We start from the raw sequence: 23,247 nt of genomic DNA on the forward strand, positions 1-23,247 counted from the left end.
CCGCCGACCTCGGTGGGGTCGACGCGTCGACACTCCGGGGACGGGCCTTTGGTCCCGCGCCGCGCGAACGCCGCGTCCCTAGTCTCGAGAAGTGGCCCGATCGGCCACTCGACACTGTGGAGGACGCGATGAGCACAGAGACCCCGGCGGACGTCAGCACGGATGCGTGGGCCGGCTTCCGGCCGGGTGCGTGGCAGGACGGCGTGGACGTCCGTGACTTCATCCAGCGGAACTACACGCCCTACGAGGGTGACGCCGCCTTCCTCGCCGGACCGACGGCGAAGACGCTGCGGACGTGGGAGACGCTCGAGCGCGACTACCTCTCGGCGGAGCGCGAGCGCCGGGTGTACGACGTCGACACCACCACGCCCGCCGACGTCGACGCCTTCGCCCCGGGCTGGATCAGCGAGGACGACGACGTCGTGGTCGGTCTGCAGACCGACGTACCCCTCAAGCGGGCCATGATGCCCAACGGCGGCTGGCGCATGGTGGAGACGGCGATCTCCGAGGCGGGCAAGCAGGTCGACCCCGCCGTGCGGGAGATCTTCACGAAGTACCGCAAGACCCACAACGAGGGGGTCTTCGACATCTACACGCCCCGTATCCGCGCCGCGCGGTCGGCGCACATCATCACCGGACTGCCCGACTCCTACGGCCGCGGCCGCATCATCGGCGACTACCGGCGCGTGGCGCTCTACGGCGTCGACGCCCTGATCGAGGGCAAGCGGCGGGACAAGGACACCGGGGTGGACCAGCCGTTCTCCGAGAGCTGGGCGCGGCGCCGCGAGGAGCACTCCGAGCAGATCCGTGCGCTGCTGAAGCTCAAGCGCCTCGGCGAGCAGTACGGGTTCGACCTCGCCCGCCCCGCCCGCACGGCGCAGGAGGCGGTGCAGTGGACGTACCTGGGCTACCTCGCCTCGGTGAAGAGCCAGGACGGCGCCGCGATGAGCATCGGCCGGCTCTCGCCGTTCTTCGACGTCTACCTCGAGCGCGACCTCGCCGCGGGCACGATCACCGAGACCGACGCGCAGGAGATCATCGACGCCCTCGTGATCAAGCTGCGCATCGTCCGCTTCCTGCGCACGATCGACTACGACCAGATCTTCTCCGGCGACCCGTACTGGGCCACCTGGTCAGACGCCGGGATGAGCGAGGACGGGCGCACCCAGGTCACGCGGACCTCGTTCCGACTGCTGCAGACGCTGCGCAACCTCGGCCCGGCGCCGGAGCCGAACATCACGATCTTCTGGGACGACGCGCTCCCCGCCGGCTACAAGGAGATGTGTGCCGCGATCTCGATCGAGACCTCGGCCGTCCAGTACGAGTCCGACCGCGAGATCCGCGGTCACTGGGGCGACGACGCCGCGATCGCGTGCTGCGTCTCGCCCATGGCCGTGGGCAAGCAGATGCAGTTCTTCGGGGCCAGGGTCAACGCGGCGAAGGCGCTGCTGTACGCGATCAACGGCGGTCGGGACGAGATGACCGGGGCGCAGGTGGTCGCGGGTCACGACGCCGTGACCGGGGACGCCCCGCTGGACTTCGACGACGTGTGGGCCCGGTACGACGCGATGCTCGACTGGGTCGTGGGCACCTACGTCGAGGCGCTGAACATCATCCACTACAGCCACGACCGCTACGCCTACGAGGCGATCGAGATGGCGCTGCACGACGACGAGATCGTCCGCACCCTGGGGTGCGGCATCGCCGGCCTCTCGATCGTGGCCGACAGCCTCTCGGCTATCCGGTACGCCACCGTGACGCCGGTCCGGGACGAGACCGGGCTGGTCGTGGACTACCTGACCGAAGGCGAGTACCCGGTCTACGGGAACGACGACGACCGCGCCGACGAGATCGCCGCGCTGGTGGTCCGCACGGTCATGGCGAAGATCCGCGCGCTGCCGACCTACCGCGACGCGATCCCGACGCAGTCGGTGCTGACCATCACCTCGAACGTCGTCTACGGCCGCGCCACGGGCTCCTTCCCGTCCGGCCACCGCCGTGGCGAGCCGTTCTCCCCCGGCGCCAACCCGGAGAACGGGCGGGACACGCACGGGATGGTCGCGAGCATGATGAGCGTCGGCAAGCTCGACTACGACGACGCGCTGGACGGCATCTCGCTGACCAACACGATCACGCCGTCGGCGCTCGGACGGACCAGGGACGAGCAGGTCGGCAACCTCGTGGGGATCCTCGACGCCGGGATGGGCGAGGGTCTGTTCCACGCGAACATCAACGTCCTGAACAAGGACACGCTGGTGGACGCGATGGAGCACCCGGAGAACTACCCGCAGCTGACGATCCGGGTCTCCGGCTACGCCGTGAACTTCGTCAAGCTCACCCGCGAGCAGCAGCGCGACGTGCTCGCGCGGACGTTCCACGCCTCGGTCTGAACGGCGGACGACGGCGGAGGGCGCGACCGTGGGCACCGACACCCTGGGTGGTCTCGCGACGGCGGACGGGCTCGACCGGCCAGAACGCCTGGCCGGTCTGCGGTCGGGCGAGATCGGCCTGGTGCACTCGTGGGAGCTCGTGACCGCCGTCGACGGACCCGGCACCCGGATGACGACGTTCCTGGCGGGCTGCCCCCTGCGCTGCCTGTACTGCCACAACCCGGACACCATGTCGGCCCGCTCCGGCACCCCGGTCGCGGCGGCGGACCTGCTCGCGCGGATCCGCCGCTACCGCGGGGTGATCCGGGCGACCGGGGGCGGGATCACGCTCTCGGGGGGCGAGGTGCTGCGGCAGCCGGCCTTCGCCTCGCGCATCCTCCGGGGTGCCCGCGAGATGGGCATCCACACCGCGATCGACACGTCGGGGTTCCTGGGCGCCCGCACCACGGACGCGTTCCTGGCCGACGTCGACCTCGTGCTGCTCGACGTGAAGTCCGGCGATCCGGAGACCTACCGCCGCGTGACCGGCCGCGAGCTCGCGCCCACGCTCGCGTTCGGGCGGCGGCTCGCCGACCTCGGCATCGAGACGTGGATCCGCTTCGTCCAGGTGCCGGGGGTCACCGACGTCGATGCCAACATCACCCCGATCGTGGACTACGCCGCGTCGCTGCCGACCGTCAGCCGCGTGGAGGTGCTGCCCTTCCACCAGATGGGCCGCGACAAGTGGGCGCAGGCGGGGCTGCGCTACGAGCTCGGCGACGTCGAGCCGCCGACGCCGGAGCGCACCGAGGAGGTCCGGGCGATGTTCCGCGCCGCGGGCCTGACCACGTACTGAGCCCCGCTCCGACGGGACGAAGGTCCCCGGGACCTCGGACTCAGGTCCCACGGGAATCGCGCTCCTAGCGTGAAGTCATCACTGGGACGACCCGAGGAGCACACCGTGACCACGACAACCGACAGCCGGGCGACGCACGACGTCGAGGGAGTCGCACCGGACGTCGTCACCGCGCCCACCCCGGCAGCGGCCCCCCGCTCGACCCGATGGTCGAGCACATCGACGACCTCGTCGCGCGGGCGCAGGCCGCGCTGACGCAGTACGCCTCGTTCGACCAGGAGACGGTCGACCACATCGTCGCCAAGGCCGCCGTCGCGGCTCTGGACGAGCACGGCCACCTGGCCGACCTCGCCGTCGCCGAGACGGGCCGCGGGCTCTTCGAGGACAAGGCCGTGAAGAACATCTTCGCGTGCGAGCACGTCACGCACTCGATGTCGGGGCTGCGCACCGTGGGCGTCATCTCGCGCGACGAGCTGACCGGCATCACCGAGATCGCCGAGCCCGTCGGCGTCGTGTGCGGGGTCACGCCGGTGACCAACCCGACCTCGACGGCGATCTTCAAGTCGCTGATCGCGCTGAAGACGCGCAACCCGATCGTCTTCGCCTTCCACCCCGGCGCCCAGGAGTGCTCGGTCGCCGCCGCGACCGTGGTCAGGGACGCGGCCGTCGCCGCCGGCGCACCCGCCGACTGCATCCAGTGGGTGACGATGCCGTCGCTGGCCGCGACCGGGGCGCTGATGAACCACCCCGGCGTCGCCCTCATCCTCGCCACGGGTGGCAACGCGATGGTGCGCGCGGCGTACTCGTGCGGGAAGCCCGCCCTCGGCGTCGGCGCCGGGAACGTGCCCGCGTACATCACCCGGACGGCGAAGCTCGAGCGGGCGGTCAACGACGTCGTCCTGTCGAAGGCGTTCGACAACGGCATGATCTGCGCCTCCGAGCAGGCGGTCGTCCTCGACACCGAGATCTACGACGAGGCGCTTGCCGAGTTCACCCGGCTGCACGCCCACGTCGTGAGCGCGCACGAGAAGGCCCTGCTGGAACGGTTCGTCTTCGGTGTGGAGGCGCACGACGCCGGGTGCGGCGGCGCGAAGCTGAACGCCGCCGTCGTCGGCCGCTCGCCCGGGTGGATCGCAGCCCAGGCCGGCTTCGAGGTCCCGGCCGACACGTCCGTGATCCTCGTGGAGGTCGACGACGTCGGGCCGTCGGAGCCGCTGACGCGCGAGAAGCTCGCGCCGGTGCTCGCGGTGCTGCGGGCGACGTCGACCGAGGAGGGCATCCGGCTGTCGGAGCGCATGGTCGAGTTCGACGGGCTCGGTCACTCCGCCGCCATCCACTCCGAGGACGCCTCGCTGGCGGAGGAGTTCGGCTCCCGAGTCAAGGCCGTCCGCATCATCACGAACGCGCCGAGCTCCCTCGGCGGCATCGGCGACATCTACAACGCCTTCATCCCCTCGCTCACGCTCGGGTGCGGCTCCTACGGGCACAACTCGGTGTCCAACAACGTCTCGGCGGTCAACCTCGTGAACATCAAGCGCATCGGCCGCCGCAACAACAACCTGCAGTGGTTCAAGGTGCCGGCGAAGACCTACTTCGAGCGTCACGCGATCCGCTACCTGACGGACATGCCCGACGTCGAACGCGTCACCATCGTCACCGACGCCACCATGACGACGCTCGGGTTCGTCGACCGCGTCATCGACGTGCTGAACCGCCGCGCCGGCAAGGTCGCGCTGCAGATCATCGACCAGGTCGAGCCCGAACCCAGCGTGGGCACCGTGCAGCGCGGCGCCGAGCAGATGCGCCACTTCCGACCCGACACGATCATCGCGCTCGGCGGCGGTTCACCGATGGACGCCGCCAAGGTGATGTGGCTGCTGTACGAGCACCCGGAGGTGAACTTCTCCGATCTCAAGCAGAAGTTCTTCGACGTGCGCAAGCGCGCCTTCACCTTCCCCACGCTCGGGTCGCTGGCGCACCTCGTGTGCATCCCGACGACGTCGGGCACCGGCGCCGAGGTGACCCCGTTCGCGGTCATCTCCGACCCGGGGACCGGCCGGAAGTACCCGCTGGCGGACTACGCCCTGACCCCGTCCGTCGCGATCATCGACCCGGCCCTGACGGAGCTGATGCCGGCCTCGCTCGCGGCCGACTCGGGGTTCGACGCGCTCACGCACGCGACCGAGGCCTACGTCAGCGTCTACGCGAACGACTTCACCGACGGCATGGCGCTGCAGGCGATCCGACTGATCTTCGACAACCTCGAGGCGTCCGTGACCGGCGACGCGCAGGATCCGGCCACGGCGACGGCGCGCGAGAAGATGCACAACGCCGGCACCATCGCCGGTATGAGCTTCGGCAACGCGTTCCTGGGGATCGTGCACGCCATGGCCCACGTGGTCGGCTCGACCTTCCACCTCGTGCACGGGCGCACCAACGCCACGCTGCTGCCGCACGTCATCCGGTACAACGGCCAGGTCCCGACCAAGCTGACGAGCTGGCCGAAGTACGAGCACTACGTGGCACCCGAGCGCTTCCAGGAGATCGCCCGGCACCTCGGCCTGCCGGCGAGCACCCCGGCCGAGGGCGTGGAGTCCTACGCGCGGGCGGTCGAGGAGCTGCGCGACCGCGTCGGCATCCCGTCGTCGTTCCGGGCGCAGGGGGTGGACGAGACCGAGTTCGTCTCGCGGCTCGACGAGGTCGCGACCGGTGCCTACGAGGACCAGTGCGCGCCGGCCAACCCGCGCATGCCGATGCGCGAGGACATGAAGGAGCTCATGCTCGCCGCGTACTACGGCACGTCCGACAAGGACTGACCGCCCGCGTCACCGCACGATCGGCCGCCGGGGCACCGCCGCCCCGGCGGCCAGCGACGCCGGCACGTCGAGCACGCGCTGGTTGGCGCTGCCGCGGAACGCGAGCGAGGTGTCGCGTAGGGACAGGTCGAACGGGCCGTCCACGAGCACGTCGAGCTCGCGCAGCAGCTCGCCCTTGTCCTCCCCCGCGGCCAGCAGCTGCTCGATCGTGTAGCCGCTCCAGCACCACACGTCCTTCGCGGCGCCGAAGCGCTCGCGGACCCGCCGCACGAGGCGCAGGCAGACGCCGGTGTTGAGGAAGGGTTCGCCACCCAGCAGGCTCAGCCCCTGCACCGCCTCGTGCGCGAGGTCGGCCAGGATGCGCTCCTCAAGGGCGTCGTCAGAGGGCGTGCCGTAGCGGAAGCTCCAGGCGGCCTCGTTGAAGCAGCCCTCGCACGCGAACAGGCACCCGCTGACGTACAGGCTGCAGCGCACGCCCTCGCCGTCGACCATCACGAAGGGCTTGTAGTCCGCCACGTGTCCGGCGCTGACGCGCGCCGAGCGCCAGCGGGCGGGGTCAGGGGCGCGCACGGGCGGGGTCGTCGACGTCGGCGGCGTCGTCCGCCGTCACCCCGTCCGCCAGGTGCTTGGCGCGCGAGGAGATCTCCACGTGGCGCCCGTGCACCATCGGGCGCTGCTGCGGGTTGCCGAGGTAGCCGCACGTGCGCTTGACGACGTCGCACGTGCGCGGATCGCCGTTGCCGCACGCGGGGCAGGCGAACCCCTCGCCGTCGGGGTGAACTCGCCGGTGAAGTCGCACGCGTAGCAGCGGTCGACGGGCGTGTTCGTCCCGAGGTAGGCGATGCGGTCGTAGGCGTAGTCCCACACGGCCTCGAGCGCACGGGGGTTGGTGCGGAGCACGGGGTACTCGCAGTAGTGGATGAAGCCGCCGGAGGACAGGCGGGGGTAGTCCATCTCGAAGTCGATCTTCTCGAACGGTGTCGGGTGCTTGCGCACGTCGTAGTGGAACGAGTTGGTGTAGTAGTCCTTCTCCGTGATGTCGGGCACCGCGCCGAAGCGGGCGCGGTCGAGGCGGCAGAACCTGTCGGTGAGCGACTCGCTCGGGGTCGCGTAGACGGAGAACTGGTAGCCGTACCGCTGCGTCCAGGCCGTGGCGCCGGCATTCAGCGCGCGCAGCACGTCCAGGGTGAAGGCCTTTGCCCCGGGATCGTCCTCCCACGCGCCGCCGTGGAAGACGGCCGCGGTCTCGTACAGGCCGATGTAGCCGAGCGAGACCGTCGCCCGGCCGTCACGGAAGAGGTCGTCGACGGCGTCCTCCGGCCCGAGTCGCCGGCCGAACGCACCGTGCTGGTAAAGGATCGGGGCGTTCCCGGGCACCGCCTCCCGGCACCGCTCGACACGGTGCACCAGGGCGTCGTGCACCGTGGCGAGCCGCTGCGTCAGCAGCTCCCAGAACCGTGCCCGGTCGCCGCGGGACTCGAGCGCGATGCGTGGCAGGTTGAGCGTGACCACGCCGAGGTTCATCCGGCCCTCGACGACGTCGCGCCCCTCCTCGTCCCGCCAGCCCTGCAGGAACGAGCGGCAGCCCATCGGCACCTTGAAGGAGCCGGTGGTCGACACCACCTGGTCGTAGCTCAGCACGTCCGGGTACATCCGCCGGGTCGAGCACTCCAGCGCGAGCTGCTTGATGGCGTAACCGGGGTCGGCGGGATCGAGGTTGAGACCTCGCCGCAGCGTGAAGATCAGCTTGGGGAAGACCGCCGTGCGACGCTCGCGCCCCAGGCCCTGGATGCGGACCTCGAGGATCGCCCGCTGGATCTCGCGCGCGAGCCACCCCTGTCCGAGGCCGAACCCGAGGGAGGTGAACGGCGTCTGCCCGTTGGTGGTGAACAGCGTGTTGATCTCGTACTCGAGGCTCTGCATCGCCTCGTGCACGTCTGTCCGGGTGGCCTCGCGCGCGTACTCCTCGCGCCGCTCCGGCTCGGTGATCCACCGCACCGCCTCCGCGCGGTGGCGCTCGAGGTCGAGGGCCGCGTATGGCGCGAGCACCTCGTCGATCCGGTTGACCGAGCAGCCGCCGTACTGGCTGGAGGAGACGTTCGCGATGATCTGGGAGATCTGCGCCGTCGCGGTGCGGATCGAGCGTGGCGAGGAGACCTGGGCGTTGCCGATGCGGAACCCGTCCCGCAGCATCGTGGCGACGTCGATGAGGCAGCAGTTCGTCATCGGCGAGTACGGCTGGTAGTCCAGGTCGTGCACGTGCAGGTCACCGCTCGCGTGCGCGGCCGCGACGTGCGGCGGCAGCATCCGCAGACCGATCGTGCGGGCCACCGCCCCGGCCGTGAGGTCGCGGTGGGTGGTGAAGACGTCGCTGTCCTTGTTGGCGTTCTCGTCGACGACGGCGGAGTCCTTCGCCAGCAGCGCCGCGATCGCGAGCTCGAGGTCGCCCGGCTCGGGTGCCGCGGGCGGTGTGAGGGCGGGTGCGGCGGGGGCGTGGGGGGCGACGGGGATCACGGCACTCTGTTCTCTGACGGCTCCGCCGGGCACCACCACATGTGGCGTGGACTGCACGGTTGACACGCTAGATCTGGTGCTCGCGAGCCGACCGGGACCTTCGTCCCCGGGCATCACAGCTCGCGCGGGGCTTCCGCGGGGACGATGCGCAGCCCCGCAGCGGTCGCCCGGTAGGTCCAGGGGCGCCGGACGGTCAGGCTGCCGAACGCCACGGCGGAACCGACCTTGAGCTCGTCGCCTGTGGTGAGATCCACCAGGACGATCGCCCATGTGGCCCTGCTCCCGAGGGACCGCTCGTCGCAGCGCTGCACCTCGAAGCTCGTACCGGCCGGGAGCACCCGATCGACGCTCAGGAACCGAGCCAGCGCCTGCACCTGCTTGCCGTCCAACCTGACTCATCCACTCCATCAGCAGGGCGCGGGCCACTGCCCCGCGGCGGGTCCGATCGCCCGCCCCACGACGCTAGGCGCGCCCTACGAGGCCGTCGCAGGACCTTTGGCGGCGGGACGCGACCCCGCGGCGGGTATTTCCGGCGCGACTGCTCCACCCCCGGCTGAACGCGCGTCACCCAGCTGCCACCGGGTGAGGACCTAGGGCCCAGGGACGGCCGTGGCGGGTCGGGGAAGATGGTTCACGTACCCACCGGCGCACCGAGAAAGCAGATCCACCATGACGACGTCCACCTCGTCCAAAGTTCCTGCGACTGCCGGCCTCGTCAGCATCATTGCCGGGATCGTCTTCGTCGTCGCGGGTGCGGTGACGTGGGGACTGGTCTCCAGCAACCTCAAGGCGGAGGAGATCACCGTCGCGGAGGACGCTGCGGCGTTCGGGGGCCGGCTCGTCCAGGATCCTTTCACCGCATTCGCGCAGGCGGACATCATCAACCAGCACGCACTCGCCGCCAGTGACGGCCAGACCTACGCCGAGCTCGGCACCGCGATCGCCGAGGCCAGGGCAGCAGGAGCGACGGACGACTCCGAGGAGGTCACCGCCCTCCAGGGGCAGCGGGCCACGGTGATGAACGCCTCGTTCCTGCGGGCCTCGCTGTTCACCTCGGTCGTCGCCTTCGGTGTGGCCGCACTGGTGATCGGCCTCGGGGTGATGTTCACCCTGATCGGGGTCGCGCTCCGCAAAGTCACCGTCGCAGCGGCCCCTGTCACCATCTCGACCCCCGCGGAGACGCCGGCTCGGCCCTGAACGACGTCCGACCGGCGCACCGCAGGCACACGCTGGCGGCACCAGACGCCGCAGCAAGCTCCGAGGCGGACCCCACGGGCCCCGCAGCGGAATGGAGGGCTACTCGCCGGTACTAGCCCTGCCTGAACGGCCCCGTCGATCGACGGGGCCGTTCGGCACACCTGGACACGTCCCGCACCGTACGCATCGTGCGCACGGGAATCGGCCCGGTCAGTCCGCCGCGTCCCGGGCGGCGACAACGCCGACTCGCGCTCCATACAGCACGAAGCCGAGGATCGCAGCGGTGGAGACGAGCAGACCGATCAGCACGGCGGGCATCGGTACGGGGACGAGGGCGACGAGGCCGCCGACGATGCAGGCGGCCCCGCCGTAGATCGTCGGTCGCCGAGCGCGGACGTGCGCCGCTCGCCACGCCTCCTCGGAGGCGAGCGTGGCGGCAACACGGATGCCGGCCACCTGGTTCCGCTTCAGTCGGCCGGCGGCCGCGGCATCCGCTGTCCAGATCAGGAGGAGCCCCGCCCCCGTCATCACGAACGCGAGGACGCCTCGAGCGCCCCACTCCTCCGCCATGCCTCTCAACGTAGCTCGGTCGCGCGGAGCGCGCCCAGGTCCCACCGCGTCAGTGCCCACCCCGCAGCCCGAGCAGCAGGCTCAGCGCGATCGCGACCATCACGACGGCGACGCCGACGTCGAGCACGCGCCACGCCGTCGGGCGCGCGAACACCGGGCGCAGGAGCCGCGCGCCGAACCCGAGCGCAGCGAACCACGCGACGCTCGCGACCACGGCGCCGCCGGCGAAGGCCCACGGGGCGCTCGAGGCCGCGGCCACGGTGCCCAGCAGCACGACCGTGTCGAGGTAGACGTGCGGGTTCAGCCAGGTCAGCGCGAGCGCCGTCAGGGAGACGCCCCGGCGTCCGGCACGGCCAGCGCGACCCGCCCCCTCGCCGTCGGCCACGAGCGCCTGCGGCCGCAGCGCCCGCCGCGCGGCGCCGAACCCGTAGACCAGCAGCACCGCCGCCCCCGCGATCGTCACGCCGACGAGCACCCCGCGGTGGCTCTGCACCACCGCCCCGACCCCGGCGGCACCGAGCGCGATGAGCACCGCGTCGCTCGCGGCGCAGATCGCGACGACGAGCCCCACGTGCTCGCGGCGCAGGCCCTGGCGCAGCACGAAGGCGTTCTGCGCACCGATGGCGATGATGAGGCCGAGGCCGAAGGCGAGCCCGGAGAGCGCTGTCGTGATCACGGACGTCGACGCTAGGCACCACCGACACCGAACACCAGCGAATGTTCCTGACGATGCTGAAGCAGCGCTTCAGGTAGCGTCCTGCCGTGGACTGGGACCTGCCGCAGCTGCGCGCACTCGCCGCCGCCGTCGACCACGGCAGCCTCGACGCGGCGGCCCGCGCCCTGCACGTCACACCGTCCGCCGTGAGCCAGCGCATCCGCGCCCTGGAGCAGCACGCCGGCGCCGTCCTGATCCGTCGCACCCGGCCCGTCGCCCCGACCGACGCCGGCGCCGCCGTCCTGCGGCTCGCGCGCCAGATCGACGCCCTCGCGCGCGACGTCGAGACCGACCTCTCCGCCGACGGCGCGCCCCCCGCCTCCGCATCGCCGTCAACGCCGACTCGCTCGCGACCTGGGTGCTGCCGGCGTTGGCACCTCTGGCCGCGCGAGCGAGGGTCGAGCTCCTGCGCGCCGACCAGGACCGCACGGCCGACCTCCTGCGCGACGGCAGCGTGATGGGAGCCGTCACGAGCGAGGCCGCGCCCGTGCAGGGCTGCACGAGCCGGCCACTCGGGACGATGCGCTACCACCCGGTCGCCTCGCCGGCCTTCATCGAGCGGTGGTTCACCGGCGGCGTCACGCGCGAGGCGCTCGGGCGCGCGCCCGTGGTGGTGTTCGACGACGCGGACGCCCTGCAGCACGCGGCCCTGCGCGACCGCGGCGTGACGGCGACGCCACCCCACCACGTCGTGCCCGCGTCGACGCAGTTCGCCGACGCGGTGGCGCTGTCCTACGGCTGGGGCATGCTGCCCGAGCATCAGATCCGCGAGCACGGCGCGAGCCTCGTGCGGCTCGACCGCAGCGGTCGGTGGCGCGCCGACGTCGCGCTGCACTGGCAGCAGTGGGGTCTGCGGACGCCGACGCTCGACGCCGCCGCGGACCTGCTGCGAGCGGCGGCCGCCGAGGCGCTGCGGCGCACCCCGGCGGAGCCGCGCACCTGACTCAGCCGGCCGCGGCCGTCCGGTCGGCGCCGGTCGAGCGGTCCAGCACCCCGAGGCCGCCGTCGAGCGCCGCGGTCAGCCGCTGGAGCATCTCGGCGACGACCAGCCGGTCGTGGGCCGGCATCGCGCGCACCACGCCGTCGACCCCCGCATCACCGCGTCGCCGCCCGGCCCCGCGGCGCGCACGACGACGTCCGTCACCACCAGCCGCAGCGACCGCCGGTCCTCCGGGTGCGGCTCGCGACGCACGTACCCCCGGCGCTCGAGGCGGTCGACGAGGCCGCTGACCGACGCGTCAGTCATGCCGAGCGCGAGCGCGAGCTCGCGCTGCCGGACGTCGTGACCGTCGCGTGCAGCCAGCAGGAGGTGCCGCACGGCCGCGGTGTCGCCGTCACTCAGTCCCAGGACGTCACCGAGACGCGCCAGCGCAGCGGTCTCGGCCTCCCGGTAGCGCCGCAGCAGCGTGAGGACGGCGACGGCGTCCGGGCGCTCGCCGCGGCCGTACCAGTACGGCGCCGCGGCCGTCGCCGACGGCCGCCGAGCGGCTTCGGAACTCGTCCTGGACATCTCCGACCCCTCATGTAGTGTTGCTAACAGTTAGACCAGCGAAGTGTTGCCACCGAGGCTACGCCGACCGGACAGGAAGCACCAGGAACCCGTCATGACCACCACCCCCGCAGCCCTCGCCGCCGACACCGTCGCGGACGCGACCGGCACGACGCCCCCGGACCACACCGCCGCCGTCGAGGTCCTCGCCTCGCAGCAGAGCGTCAGCAGCCCGGTCGCCCTCTCGGCGACCGCGCCGCCTCCCGGCACCACCACCGCGACCATCGCGGTCGGCGCCGTCCCCGTCCTCGACGAGACGATCTCCGTCGAGGAGCCCCGGCCGGAGCCCGACGTCGACATGGAGATCGACCTCACCGACGTCATGGCGAAGCGGGCCGTCGACGCCGACGCCGCCCGGTTTGCCCACCCCAGCGCCTGGCGCTCCCGCGCCGACGCCGCCGTGCGCCGCGAGGAGGAGGTCCTGCGGGCGACCACGATCATCCGCTCGGCCTCGATCGTCGTGGAGGGGCCGCCGACGGCGCTCGTCCTGCGCGTCGAGTGCGAGATGGCCAGCGAGGCGGTTCCGCTCGAGGTGATGCGTCACCTCAACGACGAGCTCCCGCTGCGACTGGCCGACGCCGTCGGGCACCCGCTCCCGGAGCGTCACCTCGAGCTGACCATCGCGCACCACACCGCGACCGACGCCGCCTGACACCCCACCCCGAACCGAACCACCAGACCGGAGAGACCGATGCGCGCACAGCCCACCCGGACCCTGCTCAGCCCGTCGACGACCGGGACCCGCACCGCCGCGGTACCGACACACTCGAACACGCGCATTGCCGCGGTGCCCGTCACGACCACGGCCCACCGGCAGCTCGCGCCCGCCGAGCTCTTCGAGCGTCTGGCCAAGCACGGCACGCTCGGCAAGCGCCTCGGTCGCCTCCTCGGCGTCACGACGACGTGGGCCACCACGCGCTGGATCGCCGGCACCGAGCGCGGCACGGTGCGCCCGACGTTCCACATCCGCGTGCCGAGCCCCTGCCCGGGCCGCGAGGCCGGCGAGCTCGTCACCGAGCGGCTGCAGCGCCACGGGTGGGGCTGGCGCCTCATCGCCGACGGCGAGTACTTCCGTGTGGACGCCCGGCGCGAGGGTCACACGCTCACGATCACGGCCCGCGCGAACGTCGTCACCTTCACCGTGACCGGTGCGCCGCTGGCCATCGGCCCGACGCAGGCCCGCCTGCTGCTCGCCGGTGTCTACGAGGACGACGCCCCGGCCTGACCGGCCGCCGCCGCGCCGGGATCAGCTCACGTCCGGCGTCGCACCCCCGAGGGCGACGGCGTGCTCCGCCGCCTGCTGCACGAGGAACCGGACGTCGACGTCGCGACCCTCCTCCACCCGCTTGCTGACCATCGTCACCGGGTAGAGGGCGGCCCCGGGTGCGACGGCGAGACCGGGCGTCGCGCCCCACTCGTCGTGCACAACTACCCACGGCACGCCGAGGATCGAGGCGAGGACGTCCCCGAGGACGACGCCCAGGGCCTGCAGCTTGACCGTCTCGTCCGCGCCGATGCCGTCGCGCAGCAGCGCCTCGACGACCGAGAGCCGCACGCCGTCGTCGGCGAGGTCGAGATCACCGCCCGGACCGCTGACCGACGCCGCCACCCAGGCACGCATGCCGTCGAGCATCGCCGCCCACTCGCCGTCGAGCGGGTGGAAGGTCACCGGCGGTGGAGCCGCTTCCCGTTCTCCTTCGTGAGACATCCCGACCCTTCCGTCGCCTGCGGTCCGGCGACCATCGTGCCCGGGCGGACGACGCACGATGTCGGTGGTCGGGGCGACGATGGGGTGATGCCTGCTCCCGCCGCGGCCACCACCGCCTCGACGCCCCCGACGATCCTCGACGTCACGCGGATCTACGCCGAGCGCGCCGCGATGTACTCGCCGCGGGGGCAGGAGATCCTCTCCCGGTGGCCCGACGCCGAGATCGTCCCCGTCGAGAGCCACTGGCGCATCCCCGAGCTGCACGGCGACGAGACGAACGTGCGGCGCTGGGTGCGCATCAAGCGCGAGGCGCTCGTGCTCGGCGAGAAGAAGGCGCTGAGCGTCCGTCCGAACGGGCGGTCGGCGGACTTCATCGCGCCCTCGAGCGCGAACGGCTGCGCGATGGCGTGCGCCTACTGCTACGTGCCGCGCCGCAAGGGGTACAGCAACCCCATCACGGTCTTCACGAACATCGACCAGATCCGGGGCTCGATCGCCCGGCACGCCGCGCGCCAGGGCCCGAAGGCGGAGCCCAACCAGTGCGACCCGACCGACTGGGTCTACGACATCGGCGAGAACAGCGACTGCAGCGTCGACGCGCTCGTGAGCGACAACGTCGCCGACCTCGTCGACCTGTTCGGCCGGACGCCGGGCGCGAAGGCCAGCTTCGCCACGAAGTGGGTGAACCGCGACCTGCTCGATCTCGACCCGCGCGGCGGCACGCGCGTGCGCTTCTCGCTGATGCCGGCCGCGATGGCGAAGCTCGTCGACATCCGGACCGCGCCGATCCCGGAGCGACTCGCCGCGATCAACGACTTCGTCGAGGCCGGGTACGAGGTGCACCTCAACTTCTCCCCCGTCATCGTGGCCGACGGGTGGCTCGAGGCCTGGGCCGAGCTCCTGGACCAGCTCGACGCCGCCACGAGCGCCCGCACCAAGGCCCAGCTCGCGTGCGAGGTCATCTTCCTCACGCACAACGAGCAGCTCCACGAGGTCAACCTCGGCTGGCACCCGCGCGCGGAGGACGTGCTGTGGCGGCCCGACCTCCAGGAGGAGAAGGTGTCCCAGAACGGTGCGACCAACGTGCGCTACCGGTGGCAGGACAAGCAGCGCCACGTGGCGCAGCTGCTGGACCTGCTCGCCCGCCGCGCACCGTGGTGCCCCGTGCGCTACGCGTTCTGACCTGCGCCGCCCGGGCCCGCGCGGCGGCGTGCACTAGGGGCCGCCACCGCCCCCGCGGTGACGGCCCCTCGCCGTGCGTCGCCCTGCTCCCCCTGCGGGGCAGGATCGGGTGCGCCCCTCCCGCGCCACCCCCGGTGGCACCGGAGCTCCGTGACCGCGTCATCCCCCTGCTGCGACGCGGACCAGGATCAACCCGACACCTACCTCGACGGGCGAGCGCTGCCGATATGACGCCGCGACCCGTGTGATCCGCGTCACACCAAGGCGGTCGCTTCGCGAGACGAGGACGACACCGGGCCTTAGGTGAGGCTAGCCTCACCTGGCCGACGCACTCGTCGGCGACCACCCCGCGCCGACCACGTCCCGCGTCCCGTCGGCGCGCGCCCCTGGAGAACCATGAGACGACGCACCACCGCGCACCGGACGGCTGCCCTCGCCGTCGGCGTGCTGAGCCTGACCGCGGTCCTCGCGGCCGCACCCGCGGGTGCGGCGCCGGCCGACGCGGCACCCGCCGCAGCGGCACCCGCCGCGCACACCCTGACCCGGACCGTCGAGGCCGGCGGCATCACCCGCAGCCAGGCGCTCGACGCCGCCGCCGGGCGCCTGTACCTCCCGATCGACCGCGGCGAGCTGACGCCCGGTGCCGTGACCTGGATCGACGCCGCGACCGGTGAGCCCTCCGGCGTCACGATCGAGCTGACCTCGGCCGAGCCGTCGCTCCTCGCGGTGAACGCCGACCGCGGCGAGCTGTACGTGAGCCACTACCGCGACGGCGTCGTGAGCGTGGTCGACACCGCCACCGGCACGCTGGAGGGCACCATCAGCGGCGCGCCGAGGACGCCCGTCAGCCTCGACGTCGACCCCACGACCGGCGACGTCTACGCGACCGGTGACACCGTCGTCGTCATCGACCCCGAGACGCGCACCGCGGGCGCCCCCGTGGCGGTCACGACCCAGCGCTACCCGCTGGTCAAGGACGCCGTGTTCGACGACGACCGCCGCGTGCTGTGGGTCGCCGAGGGCCGCGGCAACGTCATCACCGCCGTCAGCGCCGTCACGGGCGCCTGGGTCTCCTCGCTCGCCATCCCCGTGGGCTCGTTCAGCTACGACGGCGAGCGGCTCGGCGGGCGGGCGGCCGCGCTCGCCGTCGACGAGGAGCTCGGTCACCTCTACGCGGCGGTCGCCCCGACCCTCAGCGACACCTGGGACGACAACCGACTCATCACGATCGACACCACCAGCGGCCTGCACCTCGGCTCGCCGATCACCCTGGGCGAGACGACCCGCGAGATCGCGGTCAACCCCGTCACGCACGAGGTCTACGCCGCCAACGGCTTCTCCAACACCCTCGGCGTCGTCAGCCCCGCCACCTGGAGCGTCAGCGAGACCCTCGACTTCACGGCGGCGGGCGTCACGTCCGGCACCGGGGCCGCCGAGGCGAACGTCTGGTCCGTCGTGGCCGCGCCGACCGGGACGCGCGCCTTCGTCACGCACCCCTACCGCACGGCGCGCACGAGCGTCGTCGACCGCACCGGCGACGTCCCCGCCGTGACGCCGCTCGCCCCCGCTCCCGGGCAGGTCGAGCCGCCCGAGCCCGAGCAGCCGGTCAACCCGGCCTGGCCCGGACCCGAGGCCACCGCCTCCCCCGCCCCGCTGGGCGCCTCGGCGCTGGAGGGCGCCACGCTCGCCTGGTCGGTGTCGGACTACGCGAGCGAGTGGACCGCCACGTCCTACGACGACGTCGCGCGCGCCTCGGACGGCACGTTCGCCTTCACCGGTGGCACGGGCTGGCAGGACCCGGCGACGGGTGCGACCCGCGTGAGCTGGTCCGACGGGTTCCGCCTGCACCCCTACCCGGGGCTCGCGCCCGACGTCACCCTGACGTTCGGCAACCCGACGCTGAGCGTCGACGGCGACGGCTCCGGCGACCTCGTCATGGACGTCGCCTGGACCGTCTCGCCCACCGTCACCAGCGACGGCTACGCCCGCGTGCAGGTCGCGACGTTCGCCCCGGGCGAGGCGGGCGTGGCCGCCGACGGGACGGTCACGTTCACGCGCTCCCCGGAGTACGCCGGCCGGTCCTGGACGGCCCCCGACGGCCGCGTCCTCCCGGACGCGTTCCCGGGCGAGCTGCTCGACCACCTCGCACCCGACGTGCGGCCGTGGTTCTACGCCAGCGGGTCGAGCCTGGACGCGACGAAGGTCCCCACGCCCGTCACCGCGACGTGGGGCGCCCCCGCACCCCTGACCTTCGCGGACGTCCCGGCCGGGATGCCGTTCGCGGAGGAGATCGGCTGGCTCGCCGAGCGCCGCGTGACGACCGGCTGGGTCCTGCCCGACGGCACGCGCGAGTTCCGCCCGGTGACGCCGGTGGCGCGCGACGCGATGGCCGCGTTCCTCTACCGCCTGGCCGGACGCCCGGCGCACGAGGCGCCGACGACCTCACCCTTCGTCGACGTCGCCCCGGGCGACCAGTTCTACGACGAGATCACCTGGCTGTACGAGGCCGAGATCTCGACCGGCTGGGTCGGCCAGGACGGCGCCCGCGAGTTCCGACCGCTCGCCCCCGTGGCGCGCGACGCGATGGCGGCGTTCCTGTTCCGGTTCGCCGGCGTGAACGACGGCACCGCCGACGGCGAGACCTACGCGACCCCGGCGACGAGCCGCTTCGCCGACGTCACGCCCGGGACGCAGTTCTTCACCGAGATGTCGTGGCTGGCCGACCGCGGGATCTCGACGGGCTGGCCCCAGGAGGACGGCCCGGCGCTCTTCGGCCCGCTGCGCGACGTCAACCGCGACGCGATGGCGGCGTTCATGTACCGGCTCGCGACCAGCGACGTGAGCTCGGACGCCTGAGTCCGGTACTCGCACGGCGCCCGGACCCCGGGCGCACGGAGCCCGTCGGCGTTCACCCGCCGGCGGGCTCCTGCGTCGCCCGGCGGGTCTCGTCGACCGCGTCGGTCGCGGGGGTCTCGTGGCTTGCCTCGGCCGCGGTCTCGTGGTGCCCGCCGAACTGGCTGCGCATCGCCGACTGCACCTTGTCCTGGTAGTCGTTGAGGTCGCGCGAGGAGAACCGGGCGTTCAGGGAGGCCTGGATGACGTTGGCCGGTACGCCCTCCTCGACGGCGGCCAGCACGGTCCAGCGGCCCTCGCCCGAGTCCGAGACGCGGCCGCCGAAGGCGTCGAGGTCGGGGTCGGCCGCGAGCGCCGCCGCCGTGAGGTCCACGAGCCAGGAGCCGACGACGCTGCCGCGGCGCCACACCTCGGCGACCTCGGCCACGTCGATCTCGTACTGGTAGAACTCGGGGTTGCGCAGCGGCGTCGTCTCGGCGTCGACCGCGTGCGTGCGGAGCCCGACGTCGGCGTTCTTGATGATCGACAGGCCCTCGGCGACGGCCGCCATCATCCCGTACTCGATCCCGTTGTGGACCATCTTCACGAAGTGGCCGGCGCCGCTCGGACCGCAGTGCAGGTAGCCCTCCTGGGCGGTGCCGCCGGGGGTGCGCCCGGGGGTGGGCTCCACCCCGGCGTCCGCCCCGTCGCCGGGCGCGATCGTGCGCCAGATCGGGTCGAGGCGCGCGACGGCGTCGTCGTCGCCCCCGATCATGAGGCAGTAGCCGCGATCGAGCCCCCACACCCCGCCCGACGTGCCGCAGTCGACGTAGTGGATGCCGCGCTCGGCGAGCTGCGCGGAGCGGGCGATGTCGTCGCGGTAGTAGGAGTTGCCGCCGTCGATGATCGTGTCGTCGGCCGCCAGGAGCTCGGCGAGCTGGTCCACCGTGCCGCCGACGTAGCCGGCCGGGACCATCACCCAGACGTTGCGCGGGCCCTCGAGCCGCTCCACGAGCTCGGCGAGGCTGTGCGCGGGCACCGCGCCCTCGGCCGCGAGCGCGTCGATCGCGGCGGCGTCGACGTCGTAGACCACGCACTCGTGGCCGCCGCGCATGAGGCGACGCACGAGGTTCGCGCCCATCCGACCCAGTCCGACCATTCCCAGCTGCATGCGATCTCCTCGCGGTGGTTCGTCTTGACTCGTGCAGCCATCGTGTCACCGCTGCCCCACCTGGCGGGTCCTGGCGCTCACGAGGTGGCGCGGATGCGGTGCTCGGTCGGCGTCCAGCCGCGGGCGCGGGGCTTGACGACCGTGCCCGCGAGCACGCGTTCGAGCTCGGTGCGGCGCTCCTCGAGCCGGGCGGCGGTCGCGGCGTCGACCTCCTCGAGCAGCTCGACGCCGACAGTCCCGTCCTCACGCACCGCCCAGCCGCCGACGACGCGGCCGTCCGCCCAGACCGTGGGTCCGGCGTTGCCGTTGCGGTCGAACAGCCGCGGGCCGTGCGCGCCGAGGTGGAAGTCGCGGTGCCTCCACCCCATCGTGGTGGGGTCGAGCGCGGGGAGCAGCGCCACCCAGGGCGGCGGCGCGGCCACGGGGCCGGCGTCGTCGGCGCTCACGACGGCGTCGCCCGCCGCGGTCGTGACCGGTACGGTCGCGCCGGCCTCGGCCAGGGCGGCGAGCGTGGCGCGGGTGTGGGTGCGGGTCCAGCCGGTCCACCACTGGAGGTCGTCGGGCGTGACGGGGCCGTAGCGCTCCACGTAGCGGCGTGCGACGTGCAGCGAGCCCGCCGCCGTCGTCGTCCCGACCACCCCGGGCGCGATGTCTCGTCCGAGCCAGGCGTGCGGGGCCGACCAGCGCACCTGGCTGGAGGTCCAGCCGCCCACGACGCTCGCGCGCACGACCGTGCCCTCGCAGGACCAGAGCGTCAGGAGGCGGCTCGCGACGCCCTGCTCGGCGGTGTCCGTGCCGCGCGTGAACCGCATGCGGGCGGCCAGGAGCGGGTCGGCGGCCGCGAGGTCCTTCGTGGTGAAGGGCTCGCTCGCACCCGCGACGAAGGCGAGCCCGACGGCGTCGGCCCGCGCCAGCCACGCCTCGGGCTCGTTCGTCACGCCGCCCTCGACCAGCAGCGCGTGGGTGCGACGGCGCTGCACCGCGGCGACCGACGTCGCCGTCGCCGCGAGGAACGCGGGCGCCTCGTCCGTCGGGACCGCGAAGAGCGTGCGTCGCAGTGTGAGGATCCGCACGAGGCTGCGGTCGACGTCGAGGGCGCGGCGGAGGTCGTCGGCGACGGTGGGCGCATCCGTGCGCGCCCAGGCCGCGAGCGCCGTCGCGGCCGGATCGGTGCCGTGCAGCGCGACGACGGCGCGCGCGGCCTCCTCCGCCGTCGCGACGGGGGCGGCGAGGGCGTGGCGACGGCCGAGACGGGCGCGGCGCTCGGCGTCGGGGATCTCGCGGGTCACGGGCACGCCGTCAGGACAGGTAGAACGCCGTCGTCGCCCGGACCGCCGCTGCGACCTCGCTCGGGTCGCCGCCGGCGGCGAGGTGCGCCTCGCCCCACGCCGCCGCGCTCCCCCGGACGTAGGCGCGACCCAGTTCCGAGGCACGGAAGTCGGAGTGGTCGGGGGACTCGCCGTGATGGAGCAGGATCGCCAGTCCCCGCAGGTGCAGGTCCCACCCGACGCCACCGGCGCCGGGGCCGTAGGTGGGGAACATCGGTTCCACCACGGACGCCGCGTGGACCAGCTCGAGCCAAGTGCGCCCGGGGCCGTCGACCGCCAGGCGGATCTCGACCTCGCTCGTCCCGGGCCAGGCGTCCGCCTCGGGACCGAACATCCAGGACACCCGCAGCAGGTGCGGGGGCTCGCAGCGCAGGATGTCGCCGTGCTCGGCGCCGGCGACCTCGAAGGATCCTCCCGCGCGCAGGTCTCCGGTGACCGGTCCCATCCAGCGCGCGAGGCGTTCGACGTCGGTTAGCGCGCTCCACACGTCGTCCAGCTCGGCGCGGTACACCCGCCGGAGCTCCATGGTGTACGCGTCGCCGGCCGGCAGGTGCGCCGATCCCATCGCGCGGCCGACCGCCGCGAGCTCGTCCAGCACGTCCCTCATCGTCGTACTCCTCCCTCTCGTGGTCCGGTGCCGATCACCGGACTCTGGTCAAGCCGTCCCCGTCGCCGCGCTCCCACCAGCCACCTCGTGCGACCCGGGGCCCGCGCGCCCCTGTGCTCGCGCCGCACGTCGGCCGCGGGCGAGCTCGGTCCCGAGGGCGTCGAGACGGTGCTCCCAGAGCGGGCGGAACCGGCCGAGCCACGCGTCGACCTCGCTGAGCGGCGCGGGTTCGACGGCGTAGTACCGACGCGCACCCTCGGCTCGCACGGAGGCGAACCCGGCGTCCCGCAGGACGCGGAGGTGCTGAGAGACGGCGGGCTGCGAGATCCCGAACTCCTCCCTGACGACGTCGGTGATCGCGCCGGAGGTGAGCTCGCCGTCGGCGAGCAGCTCCAGCACACGACGCCGCACCGGGTCGCCGATGACGGTGAGTGCGTGCACGAAGAAATCGTATCAGTACCTGCTAATATTCGCATAGGCTTCTATCATCGTAAGGATCGCCGGGTGGCATTGACCTTTACTTTTGTTTGCGAAAGAATCTCCGCAAGCGGCGCCGCTGGAGGCTGGCGCTCACGTCGAAGGAGATGTGCGCAGATGCGACGAACAGGACTGATCACGACCGCGACGGCCCTGGTGGCGGCGCTGGCTCTCGCCGCCTGCAGCGGCGACGGCGGCTCGGGTGGCGGCGGCGGGGACGACGGATCCGCCGACGGCCCCGTGACCCTCGAGTACTGGGCGTGGGGCACCACCCAGAAGCCGCTCGTGGACGCGTGGAACGCGGCCAACCCCGACATCCGGGTGCGCCACACCGACGTCGGCGGCGGGTCGGACACGGCCGCGCGCCTGGTCACCTCCACGCGGGCGGGCAACGCACCCGACGTCGCCCAGGTCGAGTACCAGACGCTGCCCGCGATGATCGTGGCCGGTGTGGCCTCGGACATCACGGACGCGACGTCCGACATCGCCGACGAGTTCGCCGAGGGCATCTGGAACCAGGCCACGTTCGACGGCGTCACCTACGGCGTGCCGCAGGACGCCGGGCCGCAGACGCTGAACTACAACGCCGCCCGCTTCGCCGAGCTCGGCATCGAGGTCCCCACCACGTGGGAGGAGTTCGCGGAGGCGGCCGAGGCCGTCAAGGCCGCCGACCCGAACGCCTACATCACCACGTTCGCACCCGGTGAGTTCGGCGGCTTCGCGGGGTTCGCGCAGCAGGCGGGGGCCGAGTGGTGGTCGGTCGACGGCGACACCTGGACGGTCGAGATCGACGGCGAGGAGTCCCGTGCCGTCGCCGAGTACTGGCAGGACCTCATCGACCGCGACCTCGTGCTCGCCGAGCCCCTCCTGACCCCGGAGTGGAACGCCGCGCTGAACGACGGGCGCATCCTGTCCTGGCCCGCCGGCCTCTGGGCCGCCGGCGTCCTGTACGGCGTGGCCGAGGGCATGACGGGCGACTGGGCGATGGCCCCGCTGCCGCAGTGGACGGCGGGCGAGAGCGCCGTCGGCTTCCAGGGCGGGTCCGCGGTGATCGTGACCACCTCCTCCGACAACGCCGACGCGGCGGCGAAGTTCGCCGCGTGGATCGGGGCCTCGGAGGAGGGCGCGGCCATCCAGATCGAGCAGGGTCAGTACCCCGCCTCGCTCCCGGGTCAGCAGCTCACGCTCGAGAGCGACCCGCCGCTGCTGATGCCGCAGCAGGAGGACTACTGGGAGGTCGCCGCCGCGATCGCGGCCGACACGATCCCGCAGATCAGCTGGGGCCCGAACGTCAACGTCGCCTCCTCGGCGTTCCAGGACGCGATGTCCGCGGCCGTGACGGAGGGCCGCCCCTGA

The 23,247-nt window shown here is 72.8% G+C and carries 22 protein-coding genes and 1 pseudogene; 11 read left to right on the forward strand and 12 right to left on the reverse strand.

Going from position 1 to position 23,247, the window contains the following annotated elements:
• Positions 1-128 precede the first annotated feature (128 nt).
• From pflB to adhE, 3 genes are all read left to right on the forward strand, one after another.
• A complete protein-coding gene (gene pflB, locus QQK22_RS13970) occupies positions 129-2,390 on the forward strand; it encodes a formate C-acetyltransferase (protein ID WP_284251563.1) in 2,262 nt (753 codons plus the stop codon).
• A 28-nt stretch (positions 2,391-2,418) separates the two neighbouring features.
• Positions 2,419-3,225, forward strand: coding sequence for a pyruvate formate-lyase-activating protein (pflA, locus tag QQK22_RS13975; protein WP_284251564.1), 807 nt, complete (start codon positions 2,419-2,421; stop codon positions 3,223-3,225).
• A gap of 206 nt (positions 3,226-3,431) precedes the next feature.
• Positions 3,432-6,041, forward strand: a complete 2,610-nt coding sequence (gene adhE / locus QQK22_RS13980) for a bifunctional acetaldehyde-CoA/alcohol dehydrogenase (protein ID WP_284251565.1) — start codon at positions 3,432-3,434, stop codon at positions 6,039-6,041.
• Positions 6,042-6,050: 9 nt separating this feature from the next.
• On the opposite strand, the gene nrdG is transcribed toward adhE, so the two are convergent.
• From nrdG to QQK22_RS14000, 4 genes and pseudogenes are all read right to left on the reverse strand, one after another.
• Positions 6,051-6,611 carry an anaerobic ribonucleoside-triphosphate reductase activating protein gene (gene nrdG / locus QQK22_RS13985; RefSeq protein WP_284251566.1) on the reverse strand — a complete coding sequence of 187 codons (561 nt, stop codon included), beginning with the start codon at positions 6,609-6,611 and terminating at the stop codon, positions 6,051-6,053.
• Positions 6,598-6,906, reverse strand: coding sequence for an anaerobic ribonucleoside-triphosphate reductase (gene nrdD, locus QQK22_RS13990; protein ID WP_348525652.1), 309 nt, complete (start codon positions 6,904-6,906; stop codon positions 6,598-6,600). Before nrdD (QQK22_RS13990) ends, nrdG begins: the two co-directional genes overlap by 14 nt.
• Positions 6,849-8,669 (reverse strand): annotated as a pseudogene (nrdD, locus tag QQK22_RS13995) (anaerobic ribonucleoside-triphosphate reductase); the annotation flags it as partial. The gene nrdD (QQK22_RS13990) and the pseudogene nrdD (QQK22_RS13995), both read right to left, overlap by 58 nt.
• A complete protein-coding gene (locus tag QQK22_RS14000) occupies positions 8,669-8,944 on the reverse strand; it encodes a hypothetical protein (RefSeq protein WP_284251569.1) in 276 nt (91 codons plus the stop codon). The gene QQK22_RS14000 and the pseudogene nrdD (QQK22_RS13995), both read right to left, overlap by 1 nt.
• A gap of 280 nt (positions 8,945-9,224) precedes the next feature.
• Here QQK22_RS14000 and QQK22_RS14005 point away from each other — a divergent pair, with 280 nt between their 5' ends.
• A complete protein-coding gene (locus QQK22_RS14005) occupies positions 9,225-9,752 on the forward strand; it encodes an aromatic ring-opening dioxygenase LigA (RefSeq protein WP_284251570.1) in 528 nt (175 codons plus the stop codon).
• A 210-nt stretch (positions 9,753-9,962) separates the two neighbouring features.
• Here QQK22_RS14005 and QQK22_RS14010 read toward each other — a convergent pair whose 3' ends face one another.
• Positions 9,963-10,322, reverse strand: coding sequence for an SdpI family protein (locus QQK22_RS14010; protein WP_284251571.1), 360 nt, complete (start codon positions 10,320-10,322; stop codon positions 9,963-9,965).
• 49 nt (positions 10,323-10,371) lie between these two features.
• Complete coding sequence (locus QQK22_RS14015; RefSeq protein WP_284251572.1) at positions 10,372-10,998, reverse strand: LysE/ArgO family amino acid transporter; 627 nt, start codon at positions 10,996-10,998, stop codon at positions 10,372-10,374.
• 86 nt (positions 10,999-11,084) lie between these two features.
• On the opposite strand from QQK22_RS14015, the gene QQK22_RS18910 reads away from it, so the two are divergent.
• Both QQK22_RS18910 and QQK22_RS14020 read left to right on the forward strand, forming a co-directional pair.
• On the forward strand, positions 11,085-11,495 hold the full coding sequence (locus tag QQK22_RS18910; protein WP_348525594.1) for a LysR family transcriptional regulator: 411 nt from the start codon (positions 11,085-11,087) through the stop codon (positions 11,493-11,495).
• Positions 11,396-11,980, forward strand: a complete 585-nt coding sequence (locus QQK22_RS14020; protein WP_348525595.1) for a LysR substrate-binding domain-containing protein — start codon at positions 11,396-11,398, stop codon at positions 11,978-11,980. The genes QQK22_RS18910 and QQK22_RS14020 overlap by 100 nt, the downstream gene beginning before the upstream one ends.
• A gap of 75 nt (positions 11,981-12,055) precedes the next feature.
• Here QQK22_RS14020 and QQK22_RS14025 read toward each other — a convergent pair whose 3' ends face one another.
• Complete coding sequence (locus tag QQK22_RS14025; RefSeq protein ID WP_284251573.1) at positions 12,056-12,547, reverse strand: MarR family winged helix-turn-helix transcriptional regulator; 492 nt, start codon at positions 12,545-12,547, stop codon at positions 12,056-12,058.
• Positions 12,548-12,641: 94 nt separating this feature from the next.
• Here QQK22_RS14025 and QQK22_RS14030 point away from each other — a divergent pair, with 94 nt between their 5' ends.
• Positions 12,642-13,238 carry a hypothetical protein gene (locus QQK22_RS14030; protein WP_284251574.1) on the forward strand — a complete coding sequence of 199 codons (597 nt, stop codon included), beginning with the start codon at positions 12,642-12,644 and terminating at the stop codon, positions 13,236-13,238.
• Between the two features lie 135 nt (positions 13,239-13,373).
• Positions 13,374-13,811: a hypothetical protein gene (locus QQK22_RS14035; RefSeq protein ID WP_284251575.1), complete on the forward strand. Its 438-nt coding sequence runs from the start codon at positions 13,374-13,376 to the stop codon at positions 13,809-13,811.
• 21 nt (positions 13,812-13,832) lie between these two features.
• Here QQK22_RS14035 and QQK22_RS14040 read toward each other — a convergent pair whose 3' ends face one another.
• A complete protein-coding gene (locus tag QQK22_RS14040; RefSeq protein ID WP_284251576.1) occupies positions 13,833-14,255 on the reverse strand; it encodes a DUF3806 domain-containing protein in 423 nt (140 codons plus the stop codon).
• Between the two features lie 126 nt (positions 14,256-14,381).
• Between QQK22_RS14040 and QQK22_RS14045 the strand changes: the two genes are divergently transcribed.
• Together QQK22_RS14045 and QQK22_RS14050 are read left to right on the forward strand one after the other, a co-directional pair.
• Positions 14,382-15,476 (forward strand): spore photoproduct lyase family protein, encoded by a 1,095-nt coding sequence (locus QQK22_RS14045; protein WP_284251578.1) that lies wholly within the window; start codon positions 14,382-14,384, stop codon positions 15,474-15,476.
• 396 nt (positions 15,477-15,872) lie between these two features.
• Positions 15,873-18,332, forward strand: coding sequence for an HtaA domain-containing protein (locus QQK22_RS14050; RefSeq protein ID WP_284251579.1), 2,460 nt, complete (start codon positions 15,873-15,875; stop codon positions 18,330-18,332).
• A gap of 52 nt (positions 18,333-18,384) precedes the next feature.
• On the opposite strand, the gene gnd is transcribed toward QQK22_RS14050, so the two are convergent.
• The 4 genes from gnd to QQK22_RS14070 all read right to left on the reverse strand — a co-directional run bounded on the left by gnd (position 18,385) and on the right by QQK22_RS14070 (position 21,855).
• Positions 18,385-19,479 (reverse strand): phosphogluconate dehydrogenase (NAD(+)-dependent, decarboxylating), encoded by a 1,095-nt coding sequence (gnd, locus tag QQK22_RS14055; RefSeq protein ID WP_284251581.1) that lies wholly within the window; start codon positions 19,477-19,479, stop codon positions 18,385-18,387.
• 77 nt (positions 19,480-19,556) lie between these two features.
• Complete coding sequence (locus QQK22_RS14060; protein ID WP_284251583.1) at positions 19,557-20,768, reverse strand: winged helix DNA-binding domain-containing protein; 1,212 nt, start codon at positions 20,766-20,768, stop codon at positions 19,557-19,559.
• Positions 20,769-20,778: 10 nt separating this feature from the next.
• Positions 20,779-21,414, reverse strand: coding sequence for an SRPBCC domain-containing protein (locus QQK22_RS14065; RefSeq protein WP_284251584.1), 636 nt, complete (start codon positions 21,412-21,414; stop codon positions 20,779-20,781).
• A 48-nt stretch (positions 21,415-21,462) separates the two neighbouring features.
• Positions 21,463-21,855, reverse strand: a complete 393-nt coding sequence (locus QQK22_RS14070; RefSeq protein WP_284251586.1) for an ArsR/SmtB family transcription factor — start codon at positions 21,853-21,855, stop codon at positions 21,463-21,465.
• Between the two features lie 153 nt (positions 21,856-22,008).
• Here QQK22_RS14070 and QQK22_RS14075 point away from each other — a divergent pair, with 153 nt between their 5' ends.
• Positions 22,009-23,247, forward strand: a complete 1,239-nt coding sequence (locus QQK22_RS14075; protein ID WP_284251587.1) for an ABC transporter substrate-binding protein — start codon at positions 22,009-22,011, stop codon at positions 23,245-23,247.

The organism is Litorihabitans aurantiacus (genome assembly GCF_030161595.1).
Classification (GTDB): Bacteria; Actinomycetota; Actinomycetes; order Actinomycetales; family Beutenbergiaceae; genus Litorihabitans; species Litorihabitans aurantiacus.